Below are 24,766 nucleotides of genomic sequence, written 5' to 3' on the forward strand. Positions count from 1 at the left end.
TGTCAGGGTTGGTTGCCGGTCGATCGCTTGCTAGAAATGCATGGCGTAATCGTACGAACCGACGTTCCTTAAGCGGTACCCGTCTCGGTCTGCTTTCCCGAATCGATGAGCGGATCGAAGCGCTGAATTTGGCTGTATCCGAAAGAGATCAGTTGCACGCCGATATCGACGACGAGTCTGTAAAGTTCCGGCATGCGCGAAACGAGATAACCGATGTAGCCCAAGGCCGAGATACCGAGTCCGGCGGCGAGAACGGTCGGCAGGCCAATGCCGTGGAAAATTCGAACAATCTGGGTCAGTATGTCCAGCGGCAACAGCAGCATGACGCCGAAGTAGACGAGCGTCATAAAGGTAAACAACACGAATACGACGAACTTGAACGTCTTCGCCAATATAAGATCTATTTTCATGCGTATTTTTTCCTTCCCAAGCTAAAGCTAAAAACCTCTTCTTCGGGCCGGACCGATGGGAGTTGTGATTGCCGCCCAAGCCTCCGCGGTAGATCGGGAGCCCCTTCAAAAAACAAAAGCCGCGAAATACCGGCTTGAATTAATATGACTGTGATAATTTTCGCGGCATTTTAGCATATCAATCCTCCTCGGCCAGCTTTAATCGGGGCGAAGGATCTTGACTCAAAGCGGACGGATACCGCAGCAATCCAGTATTGCCGAGTGCGACGGGCCGGTCGGCTTTATCCGAAGGATAGCGATACTTTCGATCGTCATGAAATTCGACATGTGGAAATTCCGGACGTTTTGTATCGAGCATGCGAAAATTGCTTCCGTTTCAGTGCGAGGCATCTATACACGGCACCTTTCTTTAAATGACCAAGAAAGTTTTTCGTCTGTTTCCCCCACCCTTTGAAGAAGTCGTTCTAGAAGGACTTTATCTACAACTGAATCTGCACCGGCAGGGCACGCCCGACTCGCCGTTCGTCTATGCCAATTTCCTTACCAGCCTGGACGGGCGGATCGCGCTGGAGGATTCGAGCGGTCAGACTTACCTTCCGAAAAGCCTGACCACGCCGGATGATTTTCGGTTGTTCCTGGAGCTGGAGTGCCAGGCGGATTGCCTAATCACTCACGGCGGGTATCTCCGTTCACTGGCGCAGAAGCGCTTGGGAAACATTCTGCAAGTCGGTTTGACGGATACGACTCGCGATCTCGCGAAGTGGCGCGAGGAGCAGGGGCTGAGCCCTCAGCCGGCGATCATTATCGCGAGCGCCAGTCTGGATTTTCCGATGCCGGCATCCATCAAAGAACATCGTCAAGCCTGTTATATCGCTACGGGAGAACAGGCGGACCCCGCAAAGCTGGACTATTGGCGCAAGCAAGGTTACGAGGTGATTCTGGCGGGAAAGGGCAGAATGGTGGAGGGCGACGTGCTAACGCGCAGGCTGGGCGAGCTAGGTTACCGAACCATTTACCTTATCGCCGGACCCCATATGTTGGATACGATGGTGCGGAACGGACGTCTGGCGCGCCTGTTTCAAACCATCACCCATCAGTTGATGGGTGGGGAGGCGTTCCGTACTTTGCTGCCGGGACCGGAATTGGGGCCGTTTGGACACTTGAAGCTGGTGTCCTTGTATTACGATCCGACCTCGCCGTTGGGGGCGGGGCAGTGGTTCGCGCAATTCGAAAGCAATCACTCGTAGAGGCTGTGGGAGTCAAGGGGAATTGTATGGTGAAATCGGCGCTCGTCACTGGCGCGGCTCGCCGCATCGGCGCTGAAATCGTGCGTCGGCTGCATGCGGCCGGATACAACATCGTGCTGCATTATCACCGGTCGGCGACCGATGCCGAGGCTTTAGCCAACGAGCTCAATGCCGTGCGAGCGAACTCGGTTCGTTTGTTGCAGGCTGATCTGCTGGAAACGGAAAGACTGACCGAGCTCGTTCGGCAGACGGCGGCGTTTTGGGGTGGTTTGGACGTGTTGGTGAATAACGCCTCCGGTTTTTATCCTACGCCGTTTGGAGCGATCACTGAGGTTCAATGGAACGACCTCTTGGGCAGCAACCTCAAGGCGCCGTTTTTCCTGGCTCAGTCGGCCGTTCCCTATCTACGCGACCGTAAGGGTTGCATCATCAACATCGGCGACATTTACGCCGATCATCCTATCGAGAAATATTCGGTCTACAGTCTCGCCAAGGCCGGATTGGCGACGATGACCCGCGCTCTTGCCAAAGAGTTGGCGCCGGAAATTCGAGTCAATGGCGTCGAGCCGGGCGCCATTCTATGGCCCGAGCACGACGCCGATCCCGCGAAGAAAGCTGAAATCTTGGCGCGTATTCCTATGAAACGCGCCGGGGAGGCTTCGGATATCGCGAAAGCGGTATTGTTTCTGGTCGATGATGCGCCGTACGTGACCGGGCAGATGCTGGTCGTGGATGGCGGGAGGAGTTTATTCAGCTGATATCCGAAACCGAGCCCACCCGCCACTGGTTGACGCTAGTCTTGTCGAATTTGGCCCACAGCTCGGCGTAGGTCTCGCCGATCACCGGATGCTTTCGATTCGGCGCGATCTCCGCGAGCGGCTCCAATACGAAGGCGTAACGGGTGATGTCCTCGCGCGGCAATGTAAGCTTTCCTTCTTGGAGCACCTCGTCGCCGTAAAGAATCAAATCGATATCGAGGGTACGCGAGGAGAACTTTTTGCAATCTCGTGTACGCCCATGATTGTTTTCGATCTCGCTCAGGATCTTTACGATCTCGGATACCGGGAGTTCGGTGGAAAAGGCCGCTACCAAGTTGTAAAAGCGAGCGCCTTCGAAGCCTACCGCTTCGCTTTCGTAAACGCCGGAGACAGTCAACGAGCCGACACGCTCTTCCAGCTCTCTCAAAGCGGAAGGAATGTGCTTTTCTCTTTCGATATTGCTGCCGATGCTCAGGAAAACATCAGGCATATTTTCGTTTATCTCCTCTTTCGATAATGATTCCGACATCGCTGGCTTTACGGATCGCGCCCTTCTTGTTTAGCGTCAACCTAAGCCACGGCACATCAAATTCATCGATAACGATTTGAGCGACCTTCTCGGCTAGAGTTTCCACGAGAAAGAAGTCGCTTTCTTCCACGAAAGAAATGATGCGTTTGGACACCGCTTTGTAGTCGAGCGTGTGTTCGATATTGTCCGATGCCGCCGCCTCGCGGATGTCGGTACCCATTTCCAAATCGATCAGGATGGTTTGCTTGATCTTTCTCTCCCAATCGTAGATGCCGATCACCGTCTCGATCTCAAGGCCGCGTAGAAATATAATGTCCATCGTCAATCCGACCGGTTTTCGCTATTTCGCGAATTGGTAACATAAAAATTACAAAACTGGCAACCAGGATACATAATAAGCGCATGGCGGTGTGGTTTTTAGTTCCTTTGGCCTATTTCCTAGGCTCGCTATCCAGTGCGGTAATCGTAAGCCGATTGTTTCGCCTTCCCGATCCCCGAGAACAGGGCTCGAAAAACCCCGGTGCGACCAATGTGCTGCGGTTGGGTGGTAAAAAAGCAGCCGCGATTACCTTGTTAGGAGATGCCGCCAAGGGGTTGGTTCCGATCTTGTTGGCCAAGGCTTTTGACGCTGACCTGCTTGTGATCGCTTTGGTGGGGTTGGCGGCATTTTTTGGCCATCTTTACCCGGTATTTTTCCAGTTTAAGGGCGGCAAAGGCGTTGCCACAGCCTTGGGGGTACTCTTGGGATTTTCATGGATGGTAGGCTTGGCTGCTCTATTGACGTGGATTGCGATTGCTTTCGTCTCGCGTATCTCGTCGCTTGCGGCTTTGGCTGCGTCCGTTCTGGCACCCGTCTACGTTTGGCTTTTGACCGGTTCCGAGGCGTTGATTGGCGCCTCGGTCGTGATGGTCTTGTTTCTGATTTGGCGGCATCGGGGAAATATCGAGCGTTTGCGTCATGGACAGGAAGCGCGGATCGGGCGTAAAGCCTGACGGTTTCAGAATTGCCGCTTGTTTAGGCTGTTGACTCTTGCGATAGGGCGAGCGGTGCTAACTTGCTTAAGGGCCACCGCGGAAGAGCGTTGATCTCGGGGGGCTCCGTTTGGCCGGCGAGCAGTCTCTGGCAGCCGGCAAATGCGATCATGGCGCCGTTATCGCCGCAAAATTCGAGTCGCGGAAAATAAACCCGGCAGTTTTCTTCGCTAGCCATGTGCTGAAGTTTGTCGCGCATAGATCGGTTGGCGCTGACCCCGCCCGCGACCACTAAGCGGGTGAGCCCGCTTTCCTTGAGCGCCCGCCGGCATTTGATCGTCAGTGTATCGACCACCGCATCCTGGAATGCCTTGGCAATGTCCGCTTTATCCTGTCGAGTTTTGGCGGTGGATGCGAATGTTTGTAACGTATGCGTTTTAAGGCCGCTGAAGCTGAAATCGAGACCTGGCCGATCGGTCATGGGGCGAGGGAATTCAAACCGATGCTCGTCGCCTTCCTCGGCCAATTCTGCGATCGCGGGACCTCCTGGATAGCCCAGATCAAGCATCTTGGCGGTTTTGTCGAAGGCTTCCCCGGCGGCATCATCCACCGATTCTCCCAAAATGTGATACAGGCCGATGCCTTCTACCTCGACGAGCTGGGTGTGGCCACCGGAAACGAGGAGCGCGATAAACGGAAAATCGGGTGGGTCGGACTCCATTAAGGGCGCGAGCAAATGGCCTTCCATGTGATGTACCCCTATCGATGGAATTTCCCATGCCCATGCTAGGCTGCGGGCGACGGAAGCGCCTACCAGGAGCGCGCCGATCAATCCCGGGCCGGCTGTATAAGCGATTCCGTCGATTTGCCGTTTGGAAATGCGGGCGTCTGCGATTACTTGCCGAATCAGCGGAACCAGTTTTTTGATGTGATCACGGGAGGCCAGTTCGGGTACTACGCCTCCATACTCCGCATGAGTTTTTACCTGACTATACAGGCGATGGGCCAAAAGTCCCTTGGTGGCGTGATAGATCGCCACGCCCGTTTCATCGCAGGATGTTTCAATGCCGAGTACGTACATACAAATTGACTTTTACCTTGCGCTCTGTAGTGAGTATACTTAGCACTTTTAAGTTGGCGGGGTAATCCTGCCTCGGGAATTTCGTCATTTTAGTCATCAATCTTGGGAAGCTACATGCCGTCGATTAAGCTTAGAGAAAACGAGCCCTTTGAAATTGCTATCCGTCGTTTTAAACGTGCCTGCGAGAAGGCCGGTATTCTTTCTGAAGTGCGCCGCCGCGAATTCTACGAGAAACCGACCGAGGAACGTAAGCGCAAAGCGGCTGCAGCAGTGAAGCGGCATCTGAAAAAGCTTTCCCGCGAACGGTTTGCTCTGCAGAATTTGCGCAAAGGGCGCCCGCAAACCTGATAGCCCCTTTCGATGAGCGTATTGAAAGAACGTCTCCAGGCGGATATGAAAGCCGCCATGAAAGCCGGAGAAAAAGATCGGCTGGGCGTCATTCGGCTGATAATGGCCGCCATCAAGCAGCGCGAGGTGGACGAGCGGATTCAGTTGGATGATGCGCAAGTCCTTGCCGTTCTGGACAAGATGGTCAAGCAGCGGCGTGAATCCATCACGCAATTTCAATCGGCAGGGCGGGATGATTTGGTTGCTGCGGAACAGGCGGAGCTTGGCGTTATTCAGGAATACTTGCCGCAAGCATTGAGCGAAGAGGAAGTGGAGTCTCTGATCAAGGAGGCTTTGGCGGAATCGGGTGCTTCCGGAGTCGGCGATATGGGCAAAGTTATGGCCGTGCTGAAGCCAAAAATGCAGGGGCGAGCCGATATGTCGATGGTTAGTTTGCGGGTCAAAAGCCTGTTAAGCGGCTAGGACACGGTAGTCTTGATGTTTTTTAGGAACGGCGTAGCGTGAACTGAGCTGCCGGTATAAACGATGGCCGGCAAGATTCCCCGTCAATTCATTCAAGAACTGATCGCTCGTATCGATCTGGTCGATCTGGTTGATGCGCGCGTGCCGCTTAAGCAAGCCGGCAGCAACTTTACTGCTCGTTGTCCTTTTCATAGTGAAAAAACACCCAGCTTTACCGTAAGTCGCGATAAGCAGTTTTACCATTGCTTTGGTTGTGGCGCACACGGTAATGCCATTGATTTTCTGATGGGCTATGACCATCTGAGTTTTGTCGAAGCGGTGGAAAGTCTCGCTGCGTCGGCGGGGTTGAAAATTCCGGTAGACACCCAGAGTGCGACGGTAGATCCGCAGTCTAAGATGGCGAAGGCCATTTACGAACTGCAGGATGCTGTTTCCCGATTCTATGCACACCAGTTTAAAGTCCATCCCGAAACGTCGCGAGCTATCACATATTTGAAACGCAGAGGGGTCAGCGGCGAACTCGCTCAGCGATATCGCTTGGGTTATGCTCCTCCGGGGTGGCAAAATCTACCGTCGGAGTTTTCGCGGGAGCTGCTGGAGGCGGCGGGTCTTATGATCATGAAAGACGATAAGGCTTATGACAGATTCAGGGATCGTATTATCTTTCCCATTCGGGATCGCCGAGGCAGGGTGGTGGGCTTTGGCGGACGGGTGATGGGCGACGAAACGCCGAAATATCTCAATTCGCCCGAGACTATCGTTTTCAAAAAGCACAAGGAAGTATATGGACTATACGAGCTGTTAAAGCAGTCTCCGAGGCCGGAGCGCATCGTCGTGGTCGAGGGCTATATGGATGTGATCGCCTTGGCTCAAAACGGCATTTCCAATTCGGTTGCAACGCTTGGAACTGCTACGTCCGCTGATCATGTCGAGCTGCTTTTCCGTTATACGGATGAACTGGTTTTTTGTTTCGACGGAGATTCTGCGGGACAGAAGGCTGCCTGGAAAGCGCTCGAAGCAAGCCTTTCGTTCTTACGGGACGGACGGCAAATCCGATTTCTGGTTTTGCCGGAGGGGCAAGATCCTGATTCCTTGGTCCGATCGGAGGGTGCGGATGCTTTCCTAAACCGTCTCGATACCGCGTTACCTTTCTCTGACTATTTCTTCAGGTGTTTGGTGCGTCGGCTTGATTTAGGCACCTTAGAGGGACGCGCCGCTTTGATTAACAAAGCCAAACCATTGATTGGTAAGTTACCTGCTGGTGTTTTTCGTGAGATGATCGACAAACGTCTGGAGGAACTTGCGGGGCATGGGGTAGTCGAACCATCCGATAAATCGGCTAAGCTTGTAGGACCGTCGGAATCAAGGGTTGCATCCGTAAGAGGCCGAGTGCAGCCCTCTGCATCACGTATCCTTTTGGCGCTTCTGGTCCAGAATCCAGAACTTGCGGCCATGGTTGGGGCTGACCTGCGTAGTAAGCTGCGTACGGTTAATAAGAATGGATACTTAATCGAAAAGGTGCTCCGGATTCTGGATGAAAATCCGGGTTCGACTAGCGGCGGTATCCTGGAGCATTTTCGCGGTGCGCCGGAGGAAAATTTTATCGCCAACCTCATAGAGTGGGATACTTTGTTGCCCAAGGAAGGTATACGAGCTGAGTTCTCAGATGCTTTAATGCGTTTCAGTCATCAGCTCAAGCGGGAGCGTTTGGATGAGCTCATCAAGAAATCGAAAAAAATGCAGCTCAGTTCCGAAGAGCGGGAGGAAATGCGAGTGCTCATGAGTCAATGAGGCCGGTAATTTAAGTTTCCTGTTTTCTCAAACTTTTAATATACTGTATTGTTTTGCGGGCATACAGCAGTCGCGGGTCAGTTGATGAATCTGGAACAACAGCAATCTCAGCTTAAAGAGCTTATCGCCAAAGGTAAAATGCAAGGTTACCTCACTTTTTCCGAGGTGAATGACCACTTACCCAGCGATATCGTCGATCCGGAGCAGATGGAAGACATCATCTGCATGATCAATGATATGGGAATTGAGGTGCACGAGGATGTGCCGGATGCAGATTTGATTCCCGAACCTGCCGTTGTTACCGAGGAAGATGAGGACGAAGCGGCGGAAGTCGCTGCGGCACTTGCTTCCTCCGTTGATGCCGAATTGGGCAGGACCACAGATCCCGTACGTATGTACATGCGTGAGATGGGAACGGTCGAGCTGCTGACCCGCGAAGGTGAGCTGAGCATCGCCAAGCGCATCGAGGAAGGACTGAACCAAGCGGCGAATGAGTTGGTTCGTTTTCCAGCTGCGATGGATCATTTTATCAGGGCCTTCGATGCTGTCGAAAAAGGAGAGGCTCGGTTGTCGGACTTGATTTCCGACTTTTTCGATCCGGCAGCCCAGTCGGAAGAGGTCTTGCTGGATGAAGAGGCAGACACCGAAATTCTCGATGAAACCGAGAGTGGGCCTGACCCGGAACTCGTTAGAGAGAAGCTCGAGCTTTTCAACAAGCAGCACAAAGCTGCTGTCAATGCACATCACAAGCACGGTTATCACCATGAACGTACGCAGAAAGCGTTCGACTCTCTTGCGGAAAGTTTCATGGAGTTCAAGAAAACGCCCCAGTTTTTCAAGGAGTTGACCGATCTGTTGCACAGTGCGGTCGAGAAGATTCGGGAGCAGGAGCGGATTATTCAGGATATCTGCGTCGTCAAAGCAAAAATGCCGCGCGCAGAATTCATCGCCTCTTTCGCTGGTAACGAAAGCAATCCCGATTGGTTTCAGAAACTGTTGGGGGCGCGCTATGGTGAGATATTGGCTTCTTATGCCGACGAGGTGAGGCGTGCGCAAAGCAAACTGGCGCAGATAGAAAAAGATAATCAACTGTCGATCGCCGATATTAAAGAAATCAATCGGCGCGTCTCTGTTGGCGAGAGCCAGGCACGTCTCGCCAAAAAGGAGATGATCGAAGCCAATTTGCGTTTGGTCATTTCCATTGCCAAAAAATATACCAATCGGGGATTGCAGTTCCTCGATTTGATCCAGGAAGGAAACATCGGCCTAATGAAGGCGGTCGATAAATTCGAATATCGACGCGGTTACAAGTTTTCCACCTATGCGACGTGGTGGATTCGCCAGGCAATTACGCGTTCGATTGCCGATCAGGCGCGCACCATCCGAATTCCGGTGCACATGATCGAGACGATCAATAAACTGAACCGTATCTCGCGTCAGATGTTGCAGGAAATGGGACGGGAAGCGACGCCGGAAGAACTGGCGGTCCGCATGGATATGCCCGAAGATAAGGTTCGCAAGGTTCTAAAGATCGCCAAGGAACCCATTTCCATGGAAACCCCCATCGGCGATGATGAGGACTCGCATTTGGGTGATTTCATCGAGGATTCTCGGGTGATGTCTCCGATCGAGCATGCGACCGTCGCAAGCTTGCGCGAAACGACTCAGCAAGTATTGGCCGGATTGACGGCTAGAGAAGCGAAAGTCTTGCGGATGCGTTTCGGAATTGATATGAATACCGACCACACCTTGGAAGAAGTGGGCAAGCAGTTCGACGTGACCCGCGAGCGTATTCGTCAGATCGAAGCCAAGGCATTGCGCAAACTCCGTCATCCTTCGCGTTCCGAGCAACTACGCAGTTTCCTTGACATGGATTAACGACCAGTTCTCGGGCCCTTAGCTCAGTTGGTTAGAGCAGGGGACTCATAATCCCTTGGTCCAAGGTTCAAGTCCTTGAGGGCCCACCAAGTAAAACAAAGGCTTGCAGCGATGCAGGCCTTTTTCATTTTGAGCGAATGCCCAATTTCTGCTCAAGACTGGACTTTCGCTCCCGCCTGATTCTAACGACCATTCTCTTTGGTTGTTCCTTATCCGATAAACGTTTAACCGAGGCTAATCCCTCACTGCTATCCCAAAGATGCTCGGAGGCGGCTGCAAGGCACCGTAAAGCTTGAGAAGCGAAGCGCCGGGCATGGTAGAGCTGTGTGATATGCCGCATATAGTGAGTCATAAGCCCTAGTTTGCGAGGCTACATCTAGATTCCCACTCGAATCAGGCGCGGAAATGCGCTCGGCACAGACCTTGCTCGGATAGTTCAGCCACGATCTTCCTCTCGAGGCTTGAAAACTGTACTTGCTCCTCGATGGCGCCAAGACCCGTTAAGGAACAACAATAAATGAAATCGTCCGTTGCGCTTATTCAGTCGACTTACTTGGAAACTCGAAAACCCTTGCTGCAATTGCTCAAGCGCCGTCTCGGTTGCAGCGATACTGCGGAGGATGTAGTCCAGGAGGCCTATTTGCGGGTTATTCAGCAAAACTCCGTCGACGAAATAGTTAATCTGCCTGCTTACCTGTTTCGTATCGCGAGCAATTTGGTGGTCGATTACGGGCGGCAGGCCGTGGCGTCGGCGCAGGCTCATCACGAGCCGCTGGAAGAAGACCTGATCTGTCCGAAACCGCTTCCCGACAAGATCACGGAAGCAGGCCAAGAGTTGGACCTCCTTGGCCAATCGATCGCTGAACTGCCTCCGCAATGCCGCCGTATCTTTCTGCTGCACAAGGTCCAGCACCTCAGTCATGCCGAAATAGCCGAGCGATTGAATATCTCCCCTCGTACTGTGGAAAAACAGGTCGGTAAAGCGTTGAAGATTCTGCGCGATAGAATGCGGACTAGATAGCGCCGACGTTCTACTGCGAAAGAATAGGGTGCGGCAAATCCCGCTCTGACGTGTCCATCCTTGATGGTGCCCAGTAAGACCAACTTGCGTTCAAACTGGCAAAGTACTTTTCAGCGTTATTTTCCCAACGAACTCGTTATCATTTGACAAGGAGGAGTTGACCGGCTGTAATCGAAAAAGCTGGCAAGTGCCACGCCAGTTCGTCGCGCAGACAACAAGATAAAAAGAGCGGTTATGCATCCAAACCCCGTGGAGACGACGATCTCCGACGAGGCGATCGAGTGGTTCTCGAAACTCCACTCCGGCCGGGTTACGCCCGAGGATCGCAATCGTTTCGAGGACTGGCGAAAGCGTAGCTCCCTGCATGCCAAGGCTTATGCGGATGTCGAAATGTTTTGGGCGCTGCTGGACGAGCCGGCCCGACGGGTCTTCGAACGAGAAGAGACTTTGGCGTCGGAACAGACGGATGCGACCCCTCTCATCCGTAAAGCTGGGCAAAGGGTCGCTAGGCGACCGGCGCGCCGTGCCTTCGTGGGCTTATCTCTGGCTGCTGCGCTTGTCATGTACCTTTGGTTGCCGGGAGCTTTTCGCTTTTGGACCAGTGATTATCATACGGAGTGGGGCGAACGGCAGGAGATTACGCTGGAGGACGGCTCCCGAGTTTCCCTCAATACCCACTCAGCCTTATCGGTCGAGTTCTCCCCGGAACGACGCGTGATCAAACTCCTGGAAGGCGAAGCTTATTTCCAGGTGAGACACGATCCAGACCGTCCCTTCATCGTCCTTACCGCTCATGGCGTGGCCAAAGTCACGGGCACCGCGTTCAACGTATACGAGCGGGATGACCGTATGACCGTCACCGTGTCCGAGGGGCGGGTGCGCGTCTACACCGAGGGGGCCGAGGATCGGGCGATAGAACTGAGCGCCGGATTGCAGGCGACCGGCAGCATCGACGGCATAGGCCCTGTTCTCCGCGTGGATGCCCGGCAGGCGCCGGCCTGGCGCGAGGGACTCTTGGTGTTCAACATGCAGCCGCTCGCCGCCGTGGTCGACGAGATAAACCGTTATTTCCCCGGCAAGATCATCATCGCCGATCCGCGCATCCGCGAGCGGGTCGTCAGTGGCGCCTTCGATCTGACCCGGCCCCGCGATATTCTTACCGCCATCGAGAAAACCTTAGGACTAAGCTCGGTAAATCTTTCCGGCGCTCTGACCTTGCTTTACCAGCCCACCCTCTGAGCTCTCAGTCGCCGCATCCGGCCGAGGGCTGGCGCACCTTCCCTCGCCGCCTGAATTCCTTTCTCACGCCTATTCCAAAGCCGTAGTCGTAGGTCGGCAACCCTTTGCCGACAAATGCACTTGCCGAACTGGGGTGTCGGGAAAGGATTCCCGACCTACTGAGGGCACTACACCAAACCTGACAACGCTCCAGCAGCACAGCGCATCCATTCCTCGGACACACCTCGCTTCAAATCGCCCTCAAAATTTTCGTCCCGGAGTACGGGGTCGGTTTTGTGTTTTCGTCAATACGGATATCCGGGGCAAAAAACCTCGGCGACGAAAACCGATCCTGGTTGCTTGAACTCGAATCTGGAGGACGAAAACATGGCTTGGGATGAAGACGATACGACGATTTACCACGTAGTCGTCAACCATGAAGAGCAGTATTCGATTTGGCCGGAATACAAGGAAGTGCCTATAGGATGGCGAACGGTCGGCAAGAGCGGTCCGAAGCAGGAGTGTCTGGACTATATCAGGGATGTGTGGACGGACATGCGGCCTCTGAGTTTACGCAGACACATGGAGGAGGCGTCCCTTCAGGAAGCCGCGTCGGCGGGGAAGGAGGTTTGATGCGCGTGGGAATTCTCCGGTTCGGAGGATGCTCTTTCTGAGAAGGCGATACGGATGTCTCGGCCAGTGATTTCTACGCCTAATTTCCCTCGGCTGTCGCCGGCCGAAGTGCATGTCTGGTGTGTGCCGCTGATTTCTGATCTCGGCAATGCCGCAGACCACAGCGCCGTCGCTTACGAATCCTATTCCTGGTACTTCGCAGATTTGTCTAATGACGAACGGGAAAGAGCCGGCCGCTTCGCGTTCGAGCGAGACCTGGCTCAATACGCCGCGGCCAGAGGAATTCTCCGCCGGCTGCTCGCCGGATATCTGAACATCGACCCTTCTGAAATCCGTTTCGCCTATGGCGCTTTTGGCAAACCGGAATTGCGAAGTCCCTCCGTGGACTCCGTCCCGACGGGCCGCTGCGCGTCCCATTTCGCTCCCGGCGAAATGATGGCGGGCCGCCCGGTCGAGCGGCTCCGGTTCAACCTTTCCCATGCCGGGGGCTGGGCGGCATACGCCATTTCCTGCGATAGCGAGGTCGGCATCGATATCGAGCCCGTGAGAAACGATGTCCCCTGGCAAGAACTGGCGCCTTTGGTCTTTTCGCCGAACGAGCAGGCCGAATTCAGCGAAATTTCCTTGTCCGAAAAGACGGCGGCATTTCTTCGGGGCTGGACCAGAAAGGAGGCCTATGTCAAAGGCCGTGGCGACGGCTTGTCGTTTTCTCTCGATGCCTTCGACATACCCTTGGGACCGCTCGAAACCCGATCCGCCGTCGAGATTCAAGACGCGCTGGGGCAGCCGTCCGGCTGGTGGCTTTACCCTCTCGACCTGATTCACGGTTTCGTTTCGGCTCTCGCGGTAGAGGGAGAGCCGGTCCGAGTCACGGTTCGCCACTGGGTGGAAAGCACGACAACGACCAAGCCGGCGACCGCCGTTCCTTCCCGTGAATCCGACTCGAGAGCGATTTCTAGTACGACCGGAAGCTTGCCGGGAAATGCTGGTTTGAAGGGTACGGAACTACGCAGGCATTCGGAGGGAGCATGGCGAATTTGATGCTCCGGAAGCCGGCGATCGAAACGGCGGCAGACGCGCAACCGGGGAATCCGGCTGCAGGTAAGGTATACCCTCCAATCGAGCGCAGAGCAAAACTCTCATCCGCCGATTTTTTCTCCGGGTACGTGGCCAAAGGCGTTCCGGTAGTCGTAAGCGGGGCGCTCAACCATTGCCCGGCACTCGCTCGCTGGACATTCGACCATCTGCGCCGAGTCTCCGGCCAACGCTTCGTCAAGCTCAAGCAAGGGCTGGCCGATGAAGGCGTCGCCGGTTTGAGGACGGTCGACGCCAGGTTGAGCGAGTATCTGGATCAACTGGAGGCCTACCAATCCCGGCTTGAATCGGACGAAATGGCAGCCAAGGATCGGCCGCCCTATTTTCACGACGTGCCGCTACTCAGCGTCTTACCCGATGCGGCAAACGACCTCCGCGGCTTTCCGTCGGACTATTTTCCGGGCTGGTACCGACCTTATTGGTTGCAGTTCGCCCAGTTCTTCCTGGGGCCGACACACAGTCTGACGCCGCTCCATTTCGATTGCCTGCTCACCCATAACCTGTTCTTCCAGGTGGCGGGGCGCAAGCGTTTCATCCTGCTGGATCACGACCAGCTCTCCTACTGTTACCGCTATCGGTGGCGCTGGTGCGAAGTGGACGCCGAAAACCCGAATTTCGTGCGCCATCCGCTTTTTCGGGAGGCGCAGGTTCGAGAGTGCACCGTGGAACCGGGAGACATGCTTTACATGCCCCCGGGAATGCTTCACCACGTCCGCAGTCTCGACTGCGCCATCTCCTTCAACGTGGACTGGCATACCCGCGACAGCTCCGTTCAGGGAATTTTGGCATTGGGACGAGGGATGCCGCTCAAGAACGTGTACTACAACACGGTGATCGCCCTCGGGCTATGCGCCGGCGTTTCCGCCAAGCGGGTACTCCCCTGGTACCGCTCATATCTGAATTACGTTTCATAAAGGAGGCCGCAGTGCGCAACTTCGAGGAGTCCGGAGTGACGGGAAATGTTGGGATGACTTGCTCCAATCTGGTCAAGCTGCTGGGCGCGAGAGCCAACGAGGATGCCTTAGGAAAAGGATACGTTTTTCTCGCCGACGGCGAAATCGAAAACGGCCGGCTGACGTTCGCCGATCTAGACCGGCGGGCCCGCGCCATCGCCGCCCGCCTTCAGACCCTGGGGATGGTCGGGGAACGAGCGGTGCTGCTGTATCCGCCGGGGCTTGAATATATCGAGGCCTTTTTCGGCTGCCTGTATGCCGGAGCCATCGCGGTACCGGCTTATCCTCCGACCCGCCAGCATCTGCCGCGTCTCCAGGCCGTGATGCGCGATGCCGCACCCGCCGCCATCATGACCACGGCGGAACTCGCCGCAAAATTCCGGGATGAATTCGTGGGAGGCGCGCTGCGCGCCGCGTCGAACTGGTTCGCCACCGATACCGTGGCTTCGGACGAAGCCGGGTGTTGGCAGGCGCCCGTACTCGCGCCGGAAAACATCGCCTTCCTGCAATACACCTCGGGTTCCACCGGCGACCCCAAGGGCGTGATGGTGAGCCACGGCAATCTGCTCGCCAACCAGGAGGCCATCCGGCAAAGCTTCGGACACACCGAGCGCTCGACCGTGGTCGGCTGGCTGCCCCTGTATCACGACATGGGCTTGATCGGAAACATTCTCCAGCCGCTTTATGTCGGCTCTACCGCCGTCCTGATGCCGCCCATGGCCTTTCTGGAGAAGCCGGTACGCTGGCTGAAGGCCATTTCCGAATTCCGGGCCGCGACTTCCGGCGGTCCCAACTTCGCTTACGATCTCTGCGTTCGCAAGGTGACGGCCGAACAAAAGCGCGACCTGGATCTCAGCGCCTGGACATTGGCCTTCAATGGGTCCGAACCGGTGCGTGCCGCGACTTTGGATCGCTTCGCCGGTGCCTTCGCCGAATGCGGCTTGCGCCGCGAAAGTTTCTTTCCTTGTTACGGTCTGGCCGAGGCTACGCTGTTTGTAACAGGAGCGAGGCTAGAAACCGGAGGCGTGAGGCTGGAGGAAACAAAGGCCAAACCCAAGATCGGCGATTCCTCAAGCCTCAAGTCTCCAGCCTCCAGCCTCGTTTCCTGCGGCTTGCCCGCGGATCGCCATATTGTCCAAATTGTCGATCCCCATACGGGAAAACCGTGCCTGCCGGGCCGGGAAGGCGAAATCTGGGTCTCGGGCCCCAGCGTGGCGCAAGGCTACTGGAACCGCGCCGAGGAATCCGAGAACACCTTCAGGGCGAGGCTAGAGGCTCTAGACCATAGACTTCGGACTAGCGGAATCCGGCCTATGGACTCTGGCCTAAAGCCTGAAGTCTCATTTCTCCGCACCGGCGACCTGGGATTACTCGACGACGGCCGGTTATACGTTACCGGGCGTATCAAGGACCTGATCATCATCCGAGGGCGGAACTATTACCCGCAGGACATCGAGCACGCACTGACTGACAGAGTGGATGTCCTGCGTCCCGGAGGCTGCGCCGCATTCTCTGTGACCTGTCAGGACGAGGAAAAGCCGATCGTGGTCGCGGAACTGACCCGCGAAGCCATACGGAAGGCCGATTACGAAGCGATTTTCGCATCCTTGCGGAGCACCCTGGCCGAGGCTTGTGAATTGACGGCCGCCGAACTGGTTCTCGTCCAGCCCGGCGGCGTTCCCAAGACCTCCAGTGGCAAACTGCGGCGCCAAGCCTGTAAGCAAGCGTACCTGGAGGGTGCTCTACCGGTGTTGGCGCGGTCGGACGACCCGAAGGAAGGGGGCGCGCAGCTTGCCGGGCAGGACAGCCCGGTTACTTCGGGTGGGATGAGGAAGGCGAGCGAACGCAAGGCGACGCCGCAGGAATTCCAACTCCAACTTCTGCAGGAAGCCTTGTCCGTCGTTCCTCACCCGCAGCGCGCCGCGCTGATCGCTCGTTTCCTCCGGACCAAGATCGCCCATCTGCTGAAGATCGAGGAATTCGCCGTATCCATGGAATCGCCGCTGCGAGCGTCGGGCCTCGATTCCCTGAAGGCCGTCGAACTCAAGCACACGGTGGACGAATTATTGGGCATCGAGGCCCCGTTGACGCTATTCCTGTCCGACCGGTCGGTGGTGGAAGTGGCTGAAGCTCTTGCCTGTCAGGCTGAAGGTTTGAGGCTGGAGGCTGTAGGAAATGACAAGGAACAGGCAATAGTCTCCGTTTCCTCAAGTCTCGAGTCTCTAGCCTCGAGCCTTTCTTCGACCCAGTTTTCCATGTGGACGATGCAACACATGGAACCGAACAGCATCGTTTACAACCTGCATCTAGCCTTGCGCATCGAGAACGGGGCCGACGCGGAAGCCTTGCGGCGATCCTTCTACCGCCTGGCGGAGCGGCACGAAATGCTGCGCACGGTTTATCGCAACGAGGGCGACGAGGTCTTTCAGTCGGTATTGCCGCTGGCCGACCTGCCCGACTTCTTTACTGCCGTCGACGCCTCGGTTTGGTCGGAATCCGAACTTCAAGACGACATGGCGCGGCGCATCCGCGAACCCTTCGACTTGGCGCACGGACCGGTCTTGCGGGTGGTCCTCTATCGACATGGAACCAAGGCTCCAGACTTCAGGCTCAAGACTTCGGATGTCCAGGAACCTGTAGCCCATAGCCTAGGGCCTCAAGCCTCTCCGCATACCCTCCTGCTTTGCGCCCACCACATCGCCCTGGACCTTTGGTCGGTGCTCGTGCTCGTCGACGAGTTGAGAAAAATCCGTTCGGAATTGGGTGAGACGGTTCCAGGGCCGAGCTTGTCCCCACCGGCTTCCAGCTATGCTGAATTCGCGGCCTGGCAACGGAACTATCTGGAAAGTCCGGCCGGCAATGCCGACTGGGATTACTGGCGGCAACGGCTTTCCGGAGAACTCCCGATCCTCGCCCTGCCCACTGACCGTGCGCGGCCTGCGGTACCGAACTACCGCGGCGCTTCGGTAGCGGTTCGCCTGAGCCGGGAGGAAACCGACAGGCTAAAGGATTTCGCGGCGCGGAGCGGCGTCACCCTGTTCACCCTATTGCTCGCGGCGTACAAGGTCCTGCTCCATCGCTACACCCGTCAAACCGACCTGATCGTAGGCGTTCCCACGGCCGGGCGCAGTCAGGCCCGATTCGCGTCCGTGGTGGGCAACTTCGTCAATCCGGTGCCGCTGCGCAGCCAGCCCGCCGCAGACAAGCCTTTTTCAGTTTATCTGGCGGAGATACACGACGCTTTATTGGGTGCTCTAGAACATCAGGACTATCCGTTTTCCCTCATGGTGGAACGTCTGCATGTCGAGCGCAACGCCGATCACTGGCCGGTCTATCAAACCCTATTCGTGCTGCAGCAGACGCAAGCGAATATCGGAAGCGAACTGGCGCAGCTCGCTCTGGGGGAAAACGGCGAGATGTCGGTCGGGAACGATTGGCCAGTGCGCCCCCTGGCCATCAGGCAGCGCATAGAGCGGTTCGATCTCAAACTGATGGCGGCCGAAGATGGAGCCAGCCTCCTGCTGTCCTTCCAATACCGCACCGATCTTTTCACGGAACGGACGGTTTCCCGGATTGCCGATCATTTCCGCAATCTCTTAGAGGCTGTGGCGGCGAATCCCGCAACAAGTATCGGCGGCTTGAGGCTGTTCGGCGAGCAGGAGCGAAATCACCTGTTGGACCAGGCCGTTGGGCCGGAGATGCCGCTTCCGGAAGAACCGTGCATTCATCGGCTGTTCGAGCTGCAGGCGGCCAACACCCCCGATCTTCCGGCCGTGGCGTGCAAGCAGCAACGCCTGAGCTACCGCGAATTGAACGCCGTCGCCAACCGCTGGGCGCATCATCTGATAGCGCTTGGAGTCGGGCCTGGCAGCCGGGTCGGCATTTGCGTCGAGCGCTCCGCGAATTTCGTGACGGCCATCCTGTCCGTGCTCAAGGCCGGCGCCGCCTACGTTCCCCTCGACCCCGCTTATCCGGAAGACCGGGTGGCCCGCGTGCTGGCCGACGCCGGCGTCGGCCTATTGCTGACGCAAACCGGCTTGAACGCTTCCAGCCATTTTCCCGCCATCGTCCGGCTCGATATGGATCTATGGCCGGAAGGACCGGAACCGGCGCACGACGATCCGCACCCTGCGATGACGCCGGACCATCCCGCCTATGTGATCTACACATCGGGGTCGACCGGACAATCCAAAGGCGTCGTGGTTTCTCACCGGAGCCTCGCTAATTACACCCAGCTTATTGCCGGGCAGATTTCCGCGATCGCCGGATTTCGTTACGCAATGGTATCTACGCCCGCGGCGGATCTCGGCAATACGGTCCTGTTCGCTTCCCTCGTTTCCGGCGGATGTCTGCATGTATTCGACCAGGATGCCGCCACGGATGGGCGCGTGTTCGCCGACTACATCGAACGCCAGCCGATCGACGTGCTGAAGATCGTGCCCTCTCATCTCGCGGCCCTCCTGGATTCGGCCGAAGGCAGGACCATCGCGCCTCGACGGGCGTTGATTTGCGGCGGCGACGTGCTCACCTACGATCTGGTCGGCCGGATCATCGCCCAGCGTCCGGAATGCCTTATCTTCAATCACTACGGCCCCACGGAGACCACGGTCGGATCGCTGATTCTTCCGATTGAACCGGACGTGCGGGAGAGCGGGGCAAGGGAATCGGTACCGATCGGCCGCCCGATCGCCAACAGCCGGGCCTATGTTCTCGACGGCAATCTCGAACCGGTGCCGAACGGTGTCGCCGGCGAGTTGTACATCGGCGGCGCGGGGCTGGCCCAAGGGTATCTGAATCGTCCGGACCTGACCGCCGAACGCTTCGTTCCCGATCCGTTCGGTGCAGGCCCCGGCGAGCGCCTGTACCGGACCGGCGACCTCGTGCGTCGGAGAGCCGACGGCCTCGTCGAATTCCTGGGGCGCGCTGACCATCAGCTCAAGATTCGAGGCTTTCGTATCGAGCCGGGCGAGATCGAGGCCCGCCTGCGGACCCATCCCGAAGTGCGGGATGCCGTGGTGACGGCCTGGGAAGACGAACGCGGAGTCAAACGTCTTGCCGCGTACATCGTATCCAGCGGCGACGAACCGGACCCCGAAGCCCTGCGTGTCCATGTCCAAATCGCTCTGCCGGACTACATGGTTCCGGCGGCCTTCGTGTTCCTGGACGGTTTGCCGCTGATTCCCAACGGCAAGCTGGATCGGAGGTCCCTGCCTAAGCCCGATCCTTCCCGTCAATTGACGCGCCGATACGCCGCACCCCGAAACGACGCGGAAGCCCGGCTGGCTGCCATTTGGGCCGAGGTGCTGCGCATCGACAGGGTCGGCATCCACGATAACTTCTTTTCGCTGGGAGGGGATTCCATCCTCAGCATACAGGTGGCGAGCCGCGCTCGGCGGATCGGCTTGAACCTGGCGCCGCGGCAGATTTTTCAGCACCAGACAGTGGCGGAATTGGCGCTGGCGGCGGAAAGCGCGGCTCCGTTCGAGGCCGAGCAAGGCATTATCGAAGGACCGGCTCCTCTAACGCCGGTCCAGCAGAAATTCTTCGCCCAGGATCTCGCGAATCCGCATCACTGGAATCAATCCCTGCTGTTGGACATGCTGCATCCGTTCGACCCCGGCCTGATGGAGCGCGCCGTGGAGCAACTGGTGTTCCATCATGACGTCTTGCGGCTGCGGTTTTCCCGCGACGCGGCGGCTTGGCGGGCCTGTTACGTCGGGAAAGAGCGGCAGCCCATGTTTCATCGGGAAGATCTGTCCGCTATCCCTGACGCGGCGTTCGAGGCCTTTCTTGCCGGACGCGCGGAGTATTGGCAGCGACAGATCGATCTCGGCGAGGGGCCCACGCTCCGGGCGGTCTGGTTCGAACTCGGGCGGGGACGCGGCGCGCGGCTGTTGCTGGTCATCCATCACCTGGCCATGGATATCGCGAGCTGGCGCATCCTGCTGGACGATCTCGTGCTCATCCACGACCAATTGGCCTCCGGCCACGCCGTGACCTTGCCAGCCAAAACGACCTCTTACCGGCAATGGGCTGCGCGGCTTCAGGACTATGCCGGAACCCTGGCGGGGGAGGGGAGAGCGCCATCCTGGTGGCACTCGCGGGAGGCTGCTGAAACGGCTTTGCCGGTCGATTGCGACGAAGGCACGAACACCGAAGCCGATGCCGCCGAGTATACGGTCAAGCTCTCCGAAAAACTCACTCGGGCGCTCATTCAGGAAGCCGGAGCGGCCTATCGGACCAGCGTTCAGGAATTGTTGCTCATCGCCGTCGTCAAGGGTCTTTCGGACTGGTCCGGCCTGCACCGGTTGCGGGTGGAGGTCGAAGCGCACAGCCGCGACAACGGCCCGTTCAGGGATTTGGATTTTACGCGGACGATAGGACGGTTCACGACCTCCTACCCGGTGACCTTCGATATCGATCCGGCGAACGCCACCGGAGGCATCATCAAGGACCTCAAGGAGCAGTTCCGCCGCCAGTCCGCACGGGGATTCGACTACACCGTCTGGCGCTGGCTCGGCGAAGGGCGGGAAAAAGGCTGTTCGGCGGATGCGCCCATCCTGTTCAATTATCTCGGCCACCTGGACCTCGGAACCGACGCCCACGCGTATTTCCGGCAATGCGCGCTGGCATCGGGCATCGCCCGCGCCTCGGCGAACCGCCGGACGCACGAATTGGCGGTCAACGCCGCGGTCAGCGGCGGGCATCTCCAACTGACCTGGATTTACAGCACGGCGCGTTATGGCGGCTCGACCATCGCCCGCCTCGGCGACGCCGTGATCCAGGCATTGGAGACGCTGATCTCCCACTGTCTCGAACCCGGCGTGTCCGGGCTAACGCCCTCCGATTTTCCGCTGGCCAAGCTGTCCGCGCAGGAGCTCGACAGACTGCCTTATCCGCCGGGAAACATCGAGGATGTCTATCCGCTGGGGCCCATGCAGGAAGGCATGCTGTTCTATTCCCTGATGTATCCGGGATCGGGCATCTATCACATGATCGATCGCTACGAAATCGACGGGGATGTCGAAATCGAGGCTTTCAAGGCGGCCTGGCAGGAGGTCTTGGACCGTCACCCCATCCTCCGCACGTCCTTTCTTTGGAAAGACTATTCGAGTCCGCACCAGTGCGTGCAGAAGCACCTGGCGCTGCCGTTCGATTATCAGGACTGGAGAGGAATGGACCCAGTCGAACAGGAACGGCGGTTCGAGGCGTTGATCGAAACCGAGCTGAAAACGGGTTTCGATTTCACGGTGGCGCCTTTGATGCGGATACGCCTGGTCCGGTTCGGCGACCGACGTTACCGCTTCATCCGCAGCCATCACCACATTCTCATGGATGCCTGGTGCAAGTCCCCGGTTTTGTTGGAGTTCCGGGCGAACTATGAGGCCAAGGTAAAAGGAGAGCCCTGCCCGCCCAGGGAGGCTGCGATACCCTATCGGGACTATATCGGCTGGCTTGCGGAGCAGAACCGGGAGGCTGCTGAAAATTTCTGGCGCCGGTACCTTACCGGATTCGGCGAACCCACGCCGCTGGTCGTGGACAAGCCGGTTCCGCCGGAAACAAAAGGCACGAGCCAGGTCCGGGATCGGGTGGCGCCGTTGTCCGAGGAAGACACCAAGGCGCTTCATGCTTTGGCGCAGCGTTGCCAAGTGACGCCGAACAGCGTCTTGCAGGCCGCCTGGGCGCTGATGCTGGCCCATTATTCGCGGTGCGACGAAGTCGTGTTCGGAGTGACTGTGGCCGGACGCCCGACCGATTTGCCCGGGGTGGAAACGGCGCTGGGATTGTTCATCAACAGCCTGCCGTTGCGGGTCAAGGTCAAGCCGGATCAGCCGGCCCTGGAATTCCTGCGCGAACTGCTGTACCACAATCTGGAGCTCCGCCAATACGAATACATGCCTCTGGTACAGATACAAGCTTTGAGCGAGCTTCCCAGAGGCCAGGCGCTCTTCCAGCACCTGTTCGTGTTCGAAAACGCGCCGGTCGATCCGACCTTGCGGGGTTCCAAGGACGTTTTGAACATCGTCGACGACAAGCACCGCACCCATTCCAATTATCCGATCAACGCGGTGCTGGTTCCTTCCCCGCGTTTCCACCTGCAAATTACCTATGACGTAAACCGTTTCGAACCGGCCGCCGTGGAACGGATGCTCGGGCATTTCAAGACCTTGCTGGAAAGCCTCATCCGCCATCCCGGCGCCCGCCTGGGCTCGCTCCCGATGCTGACCGAAAGCGAGCGCGGCGCAATCCTGGAGCAATGGAACCGGACCGATCATCCCTATCCCGAACCTCGGGACATCGTGGCCCGTTTCGAAGCGCAGACGGCGCTGGCGCCCGAGGCGGTCGCCGTCGCCTGCTGCGGCGAGGCATTGACCTATCGTGAACTCAACGCCCGCGTCAATCGCCTGGCTCACGCCTTGCGCGCCGCTGGGGTGGGCCCCGAGACGCTGGTCGCCCTGTTGAACGATCGCGGCATCGATTTCCTGGTGATGATGTTGGGCGTGTTCAAAGCCGGCGGCGCCTATCTGCCGCTCGATCCCGGCCATCCCGACGCACGCCTGACGCAGGTGCTGGAGGAAGCCCGCGCCGCTCGGCTGCTGGTTGGCAAGTCCTTCCGGGAACGGGCCGAATCAGTGTGCCGGACGGTCTCCCGGCGGCCGGCGCTGCTGGTACTGGACGAACCCGTGGCGCAAAGCTATCCGGCCACCGATCCCGAACGCCTGCACGGCCCCGGCAGCCTGGCCTTCACGATCTTCACGTCCGGCTCCACCGGAACGCCCAAGGGCGCCATGGTCGAGCACCGGGGCATGTTCAACAACCTGATCACCAAGGTTCCGACTTTGGGTTTGAGCGAAGCCGACGCCATCGCCCAAACCGCGGGACAGTGTTTCGACATTTCCGTCTGGCAGCACCTGACGGCTCTCGCATGCGGCGCTCGGGTCGAGATTTTCCCGGACGACATCGTGCGCGATCCCGGCCTGCTTCTCCGCCAAATCGCCGAACGCGAAGTCACCGTTCTGGAGGCGGTTCCGTCGATGATCCAGGCCCTGCTGGAAATGGCCGGGGGTATCGAGCTGCCGCGGCTGCGCTGGCTGATCGCCTGCGGCGAGGCGTTTCCGCCGGACCTCTGCCGGCGCTGGATGAAACGCTTCCCGCACGTGCGGGTGCTCAATGCCTACGGTCCCGCCGAATGCTCGGACGACGTTTCCTACTACGAGGTACCGGAAACGCCCGCAGAAACCGAAACGATCGTGCCGGTCGGGCGCCCCGTGGACAACACCCGGCTGTATCTTCTGGATGCCTGGCTCACCCCGGTTCCCGTGGGCGTGCCCGGAGAAATCTGCGTGGCCGGTATCCAGGTCGGGCGAGGTTACCTGCACCGGCCGGAAACGACGGCGGAAAAGTTCGTTCCGGACCCGTTCGGCCCTGTCGGCGGGCGCTTGTACCGCACCGGCGACCTCGGCCGTTACCGGGAGGACGGCGCCATCGAGTTCCTCGGACGCATCGACCACCAGCTCAAGATTCGCGGGGCGCGGATCGAACCGGGCGAAATCGAGGCGCAGCTTCTCCTGCATCCGGCCGTGGAGCAAGCCGTGGTGGTGGCCCGAGACGACGGAGGCGCGGGCGGCAAACGTCTGGTGGCCTATGTCACGGAACGCTTGCCGTTTTCTCCCTCTCCCTCCGGCAACGGGCCGGATGCGCAACCCGGAGAAAATTTGGAGAGCAAGCCGAGTATCGCGGCTCGCGAGGAAACCGCGGACGGTCTTTCCCTGATCGACCAGTTGCGCGCCTATCTCTCGGCACGGCTTCCGAACTTCATGGTGCCATCGGTCTTCGTTCGCCTCGACGCCATGCCTCTCGGTAGCAACGGCAAAATCGACCGCAAGGCCTTGCCGCCGCCGGACGTCGCCGCTCAAAGGGAAGCGCGCTACGTGGCCCCGCGCACCCCTGCGGAAGAAATTCTCGCCGACATCTGGAAAGACGTATTGGGCCTGGATAGGGTCGGCGTCGAGGACAACTTTTTCGATCTCGGCGGGCACTCCCTCATCGCCGTACAAGTGCTGTCTCGGGTACGGACCGCTTTCGATGTCGAGGTTCCCCTGAGACGCGTCTTCGAGGCCTCCACCATCACACAGCTCGCCTTGGTGATCGAGGAATGCCTGATCGAACAACTCGAATCCCTTTCGGAAGAGGAAGCCTTGGCGTTACTGGAGGACGGATCATGAACTGAAGAAACACTGTAAGAAACCTTCCCGTGTGGGTAAAGGCATCTACTGAAGTCGTCGCCCCGGCATGGATTGCCGGGGTCCAGAAGCCAAGGACGGCAAAGGCCTCTTAACTCCTGTGCTCTGAATTCCGGCACGAATTCG

At 57.9% G+C, this 24,766-nt stretch carries 17 protein-coding genes and 1 tRNA gene; 14 read left to right on the top strand and 4 right to left on the bottom strand.

Going from position 1 to position 24,766, the window contains the following annotated elements:
• Window positions 1-68: 68 nt before the first annotated feature.
• On the bottom strand, window positions 69-410 hold the full coding sequence (locus tag JOD69_RS01545) for a hypothetical protein (protein WP_077728437.1): 342 nt from the start codon (window positions 408-410) through the stop codon (window positions 69-71).
• A 413-nt stretch (window positions 411-823) separates the two neighbouring features.
• Here JOD69_RS01545 and JOD69_RS01550 point away from each other — a divergent pair, with 413 nt between their 5' ends.
• Window positions 824-1,657, top strand: a complete 834-nt coding sequence (locus JOD69_RS01550) for a dihydrofolate reductase family protein (RefSeq protein ID WP_077728435.1) — start codon at window positions 824-826, stop codon at window positions 1,655-1,657.
• Between the two features lie 26 nt (window positions 1,658-1,683).
• Complete coding sequence (locus JOD69_RS01555; RefSeq protein WP_086135172.1) at window positions 1,684-2,415, top strand: pteridine reductase; 732 nt, start codon at window positions 1,684-1,686, stop codon at window positions 2,413-2,415.
• On the opposite strand, the gene folK is transcribed toward JOD69_RS01555, so the two are convergent.
• Window positions 2,408-2,905: a 2-amino-4-hydroxy-6-hydroxymethyldihydropteridine diphosphokinase gene (gene folK / locus JOD69_RS01560; RefSeq protein WP_086135173.1), complete on the bottom strand. Its 498-nt coding sequence runs from the start codon at window positions 2,903-2,905 to the stop codon at window positions 2,408-2,410. The genes JOD69_RS01555 and folK overlap by 8 nt on opposite strands.
• On the bottom strand, window positions 2,898-3,263 hold the full coding sequence (folB, locus tag JOD69_RS01565; protein ID WP_077728432.1) for a dihydroneopterin aldolase: 366 nt from the start codon (window positions 3,261-3,263) through the stop codon (window positions 2,898-2,900). Before folB ends, folK begins: the two co-directional genes overlap by 8 nt.
• Before the next feature lie 83 nt (window positions 3,264-3,346).
• Between folB and plsY the strand changes: the two genes are divergently transcribed.
• The gene (gene plsY / locus JOD69_RS01570) at window positions 3,347-3,937 is read left to right on the top strand and encodes a glycerol-3-phosphate 1-O-acyltransferase PlsY (protein WP_077728431.1); all 591 of its coding nucleotides are present in this window, start codon (window positions 3,347-3,349) and stop codon (window positions 3,935-3,937) included.
• A gap of 22 nt (window positions 3,938-3,959) precedes the next feature.
• Here the strand turns inward: plsY and tsaD are convergent, their stop codons facing one another.
• Window positions 3,960-4,997 carry a tRNA (adenosine(37)-N6)-threonylcarbamoyltransferase complex transferase subunit TsaD gene (tsaD, locus tag JOD69_RS01575; RefSeq protein WP_077728430.1) on the bottom strand — a complete coding sequence of 346 codons (1,038 nt, stop codon included), beginning with the start codon at window positions 4,995-4,997 and terminating at the stop codon, window positions 3,960-3,962.
• A gap of 114 nt (window positions 4,998-5,111) precedes the next feature.
• Between tsaD and rpsU the strand changes: the two genes are divergently transcribed.
• The 11 genes from rpsU (at window position 5,112) to JOD69_RS01630 (ending at window position 24,622) form a co-directional block, all read left to right on the top strand.
• Window positions 5,112-5,345, top strand: coding sequence for a 30S ribosomal protein S21 (gene rpsU, locus JOD69_RS01580; protein WP_026609693.1), 234 nt, complete (start codon window positions 5,112-5,114; stop codon window positions 5,343-5,345).
• A 12-nt stretch (window positions 5,346-5,357) separates the two neighbouring features.
• Window positions 5,358-5,807 (top strand): GatB/YqeY domain-containing protein, encoded by a 450-nt coding sequence (locus JOD69_RS01585; RefSeq protein WP_077728429.1) that lies wholly within the window; start codon window positions 5,358-5,360, stop codon window positions 5,805-5,807.
• Between the two features lie 63 nt (window positions 5,808-5,870).
• Window positions 5,871-7,598: a DNA primase gene (dnaG, locus tag JOD69_RS01590; protein ID WP_086135174.1), complete on the top strand. Its 1,728-nt coding sequence runs from the start codon at window positions 5,871-5,873 to the stop codon at window positions 7,596-7,598.
• A gap of 84 nt (window positions 7,599-7,682) precedes the next feature.
• On the top strand, window positions 7,683-9,476 hold the full coding sequence (gene rpoD / locus JOD69_RS01595; RefSeq protein WP_077728427.1) for an RNA polymerase sigma factor RpoD: 1,794 nt from the start codon (window positions 7,683-7,685) through the stop codon (window positions 9,474-9,476).
• Window positions 9,477-9,488: 12 nt separating this feature from the next.
• Window positions 9,489-9,565: transfer RNA gene (locus tag JOD69_RS01600), tRNA-Ile, on the top strand.
• 428 nt (window positions 9,566-9,993) lie between these two features.
• Window positions 9,994-10,497 carry a sigma-70 family RNA polymerase sigma factor gene (locus JOD69_RS01605; RefSeq protein ID WP_077728426.1) on the top strand — a complete coding sequence of 168 codons (504 nt, stop codon included), beginning with the start codon at window positions 9,994-9,996 and terminating at the stop codon, window positions 10,495-10,497.
• Between the two features lie 234 nt (window positions 10,498-10,731).
• A complete protein-coding gene (locus JOD69_RS01610; protein ID WP_210023774.1) occupies window positions 10,732-11,736 on the top strand; it encodes a FecR family protein in 1,005 nt (334 codons plus the stop codon).
• A gap of 366 nt (window positions 11,737-12,102) precedes the next feature.
• Window positions 12,103-12,348, top strand: a complete 246-nt coding sequence (locus JOD69_RS01615; RefSeq protein ID WP_210023775.1) for an MbtH family NRPS accessory protein — start codon at window positions 12,103-12,105, stop codon at window positions 12,346-12,348.
• A gap of 54 nt (window positions 12,349-12,402) precedes the next feature.
• Window positions 12,403-13,389, top strand: a complete 987-nt coding sequence (locus JOD69_RS01620; protein WP_210023776.1) for a 4'-phosphopantetheinyl transferase superfamily protein — start codon at window positions 12,403-12,405, stop codon at window positions 13,387-13,389.
• On the top strand, window positions 13,377-14,357 hold the full coding sequence (locus tag JOD69_RS01625) for a cupin-like domain-containing protein (protein ID WP_240507102.1): 981 nt from the start codon (window positions 13,377-13,379) through the stop codon (window positions 14,355-14,357). The genes JOD69_RS01620 and JOD69_RS01625 overlap by 13 nt, the downstream gene beginning before the upstream one ends.
• Window positions 14,358-14,410: 53 nt before the next feature.
• Complete coding sequence (locus tag JOD69_RS01630) at window positions 14,411-24,622, top strand: non-ribosomal peptide synthetase (protein WP_245245426.1); 10,212 nt, start codon at window positions 14,411-14,413, stop codon at window positions 24,620-24,622.
• Window positions 24,623-24,766 lie beyond the last annotated feature (144 nt).

This window comes from Methylocaldum sp. RMAD-M (genome assembly GCF_017832375.1).
Lineage (GTDB): Bacteria > Pseudomonadota > Gammaproteobacteria > Methylococcales > Methylococcaceae > Methylocaldum.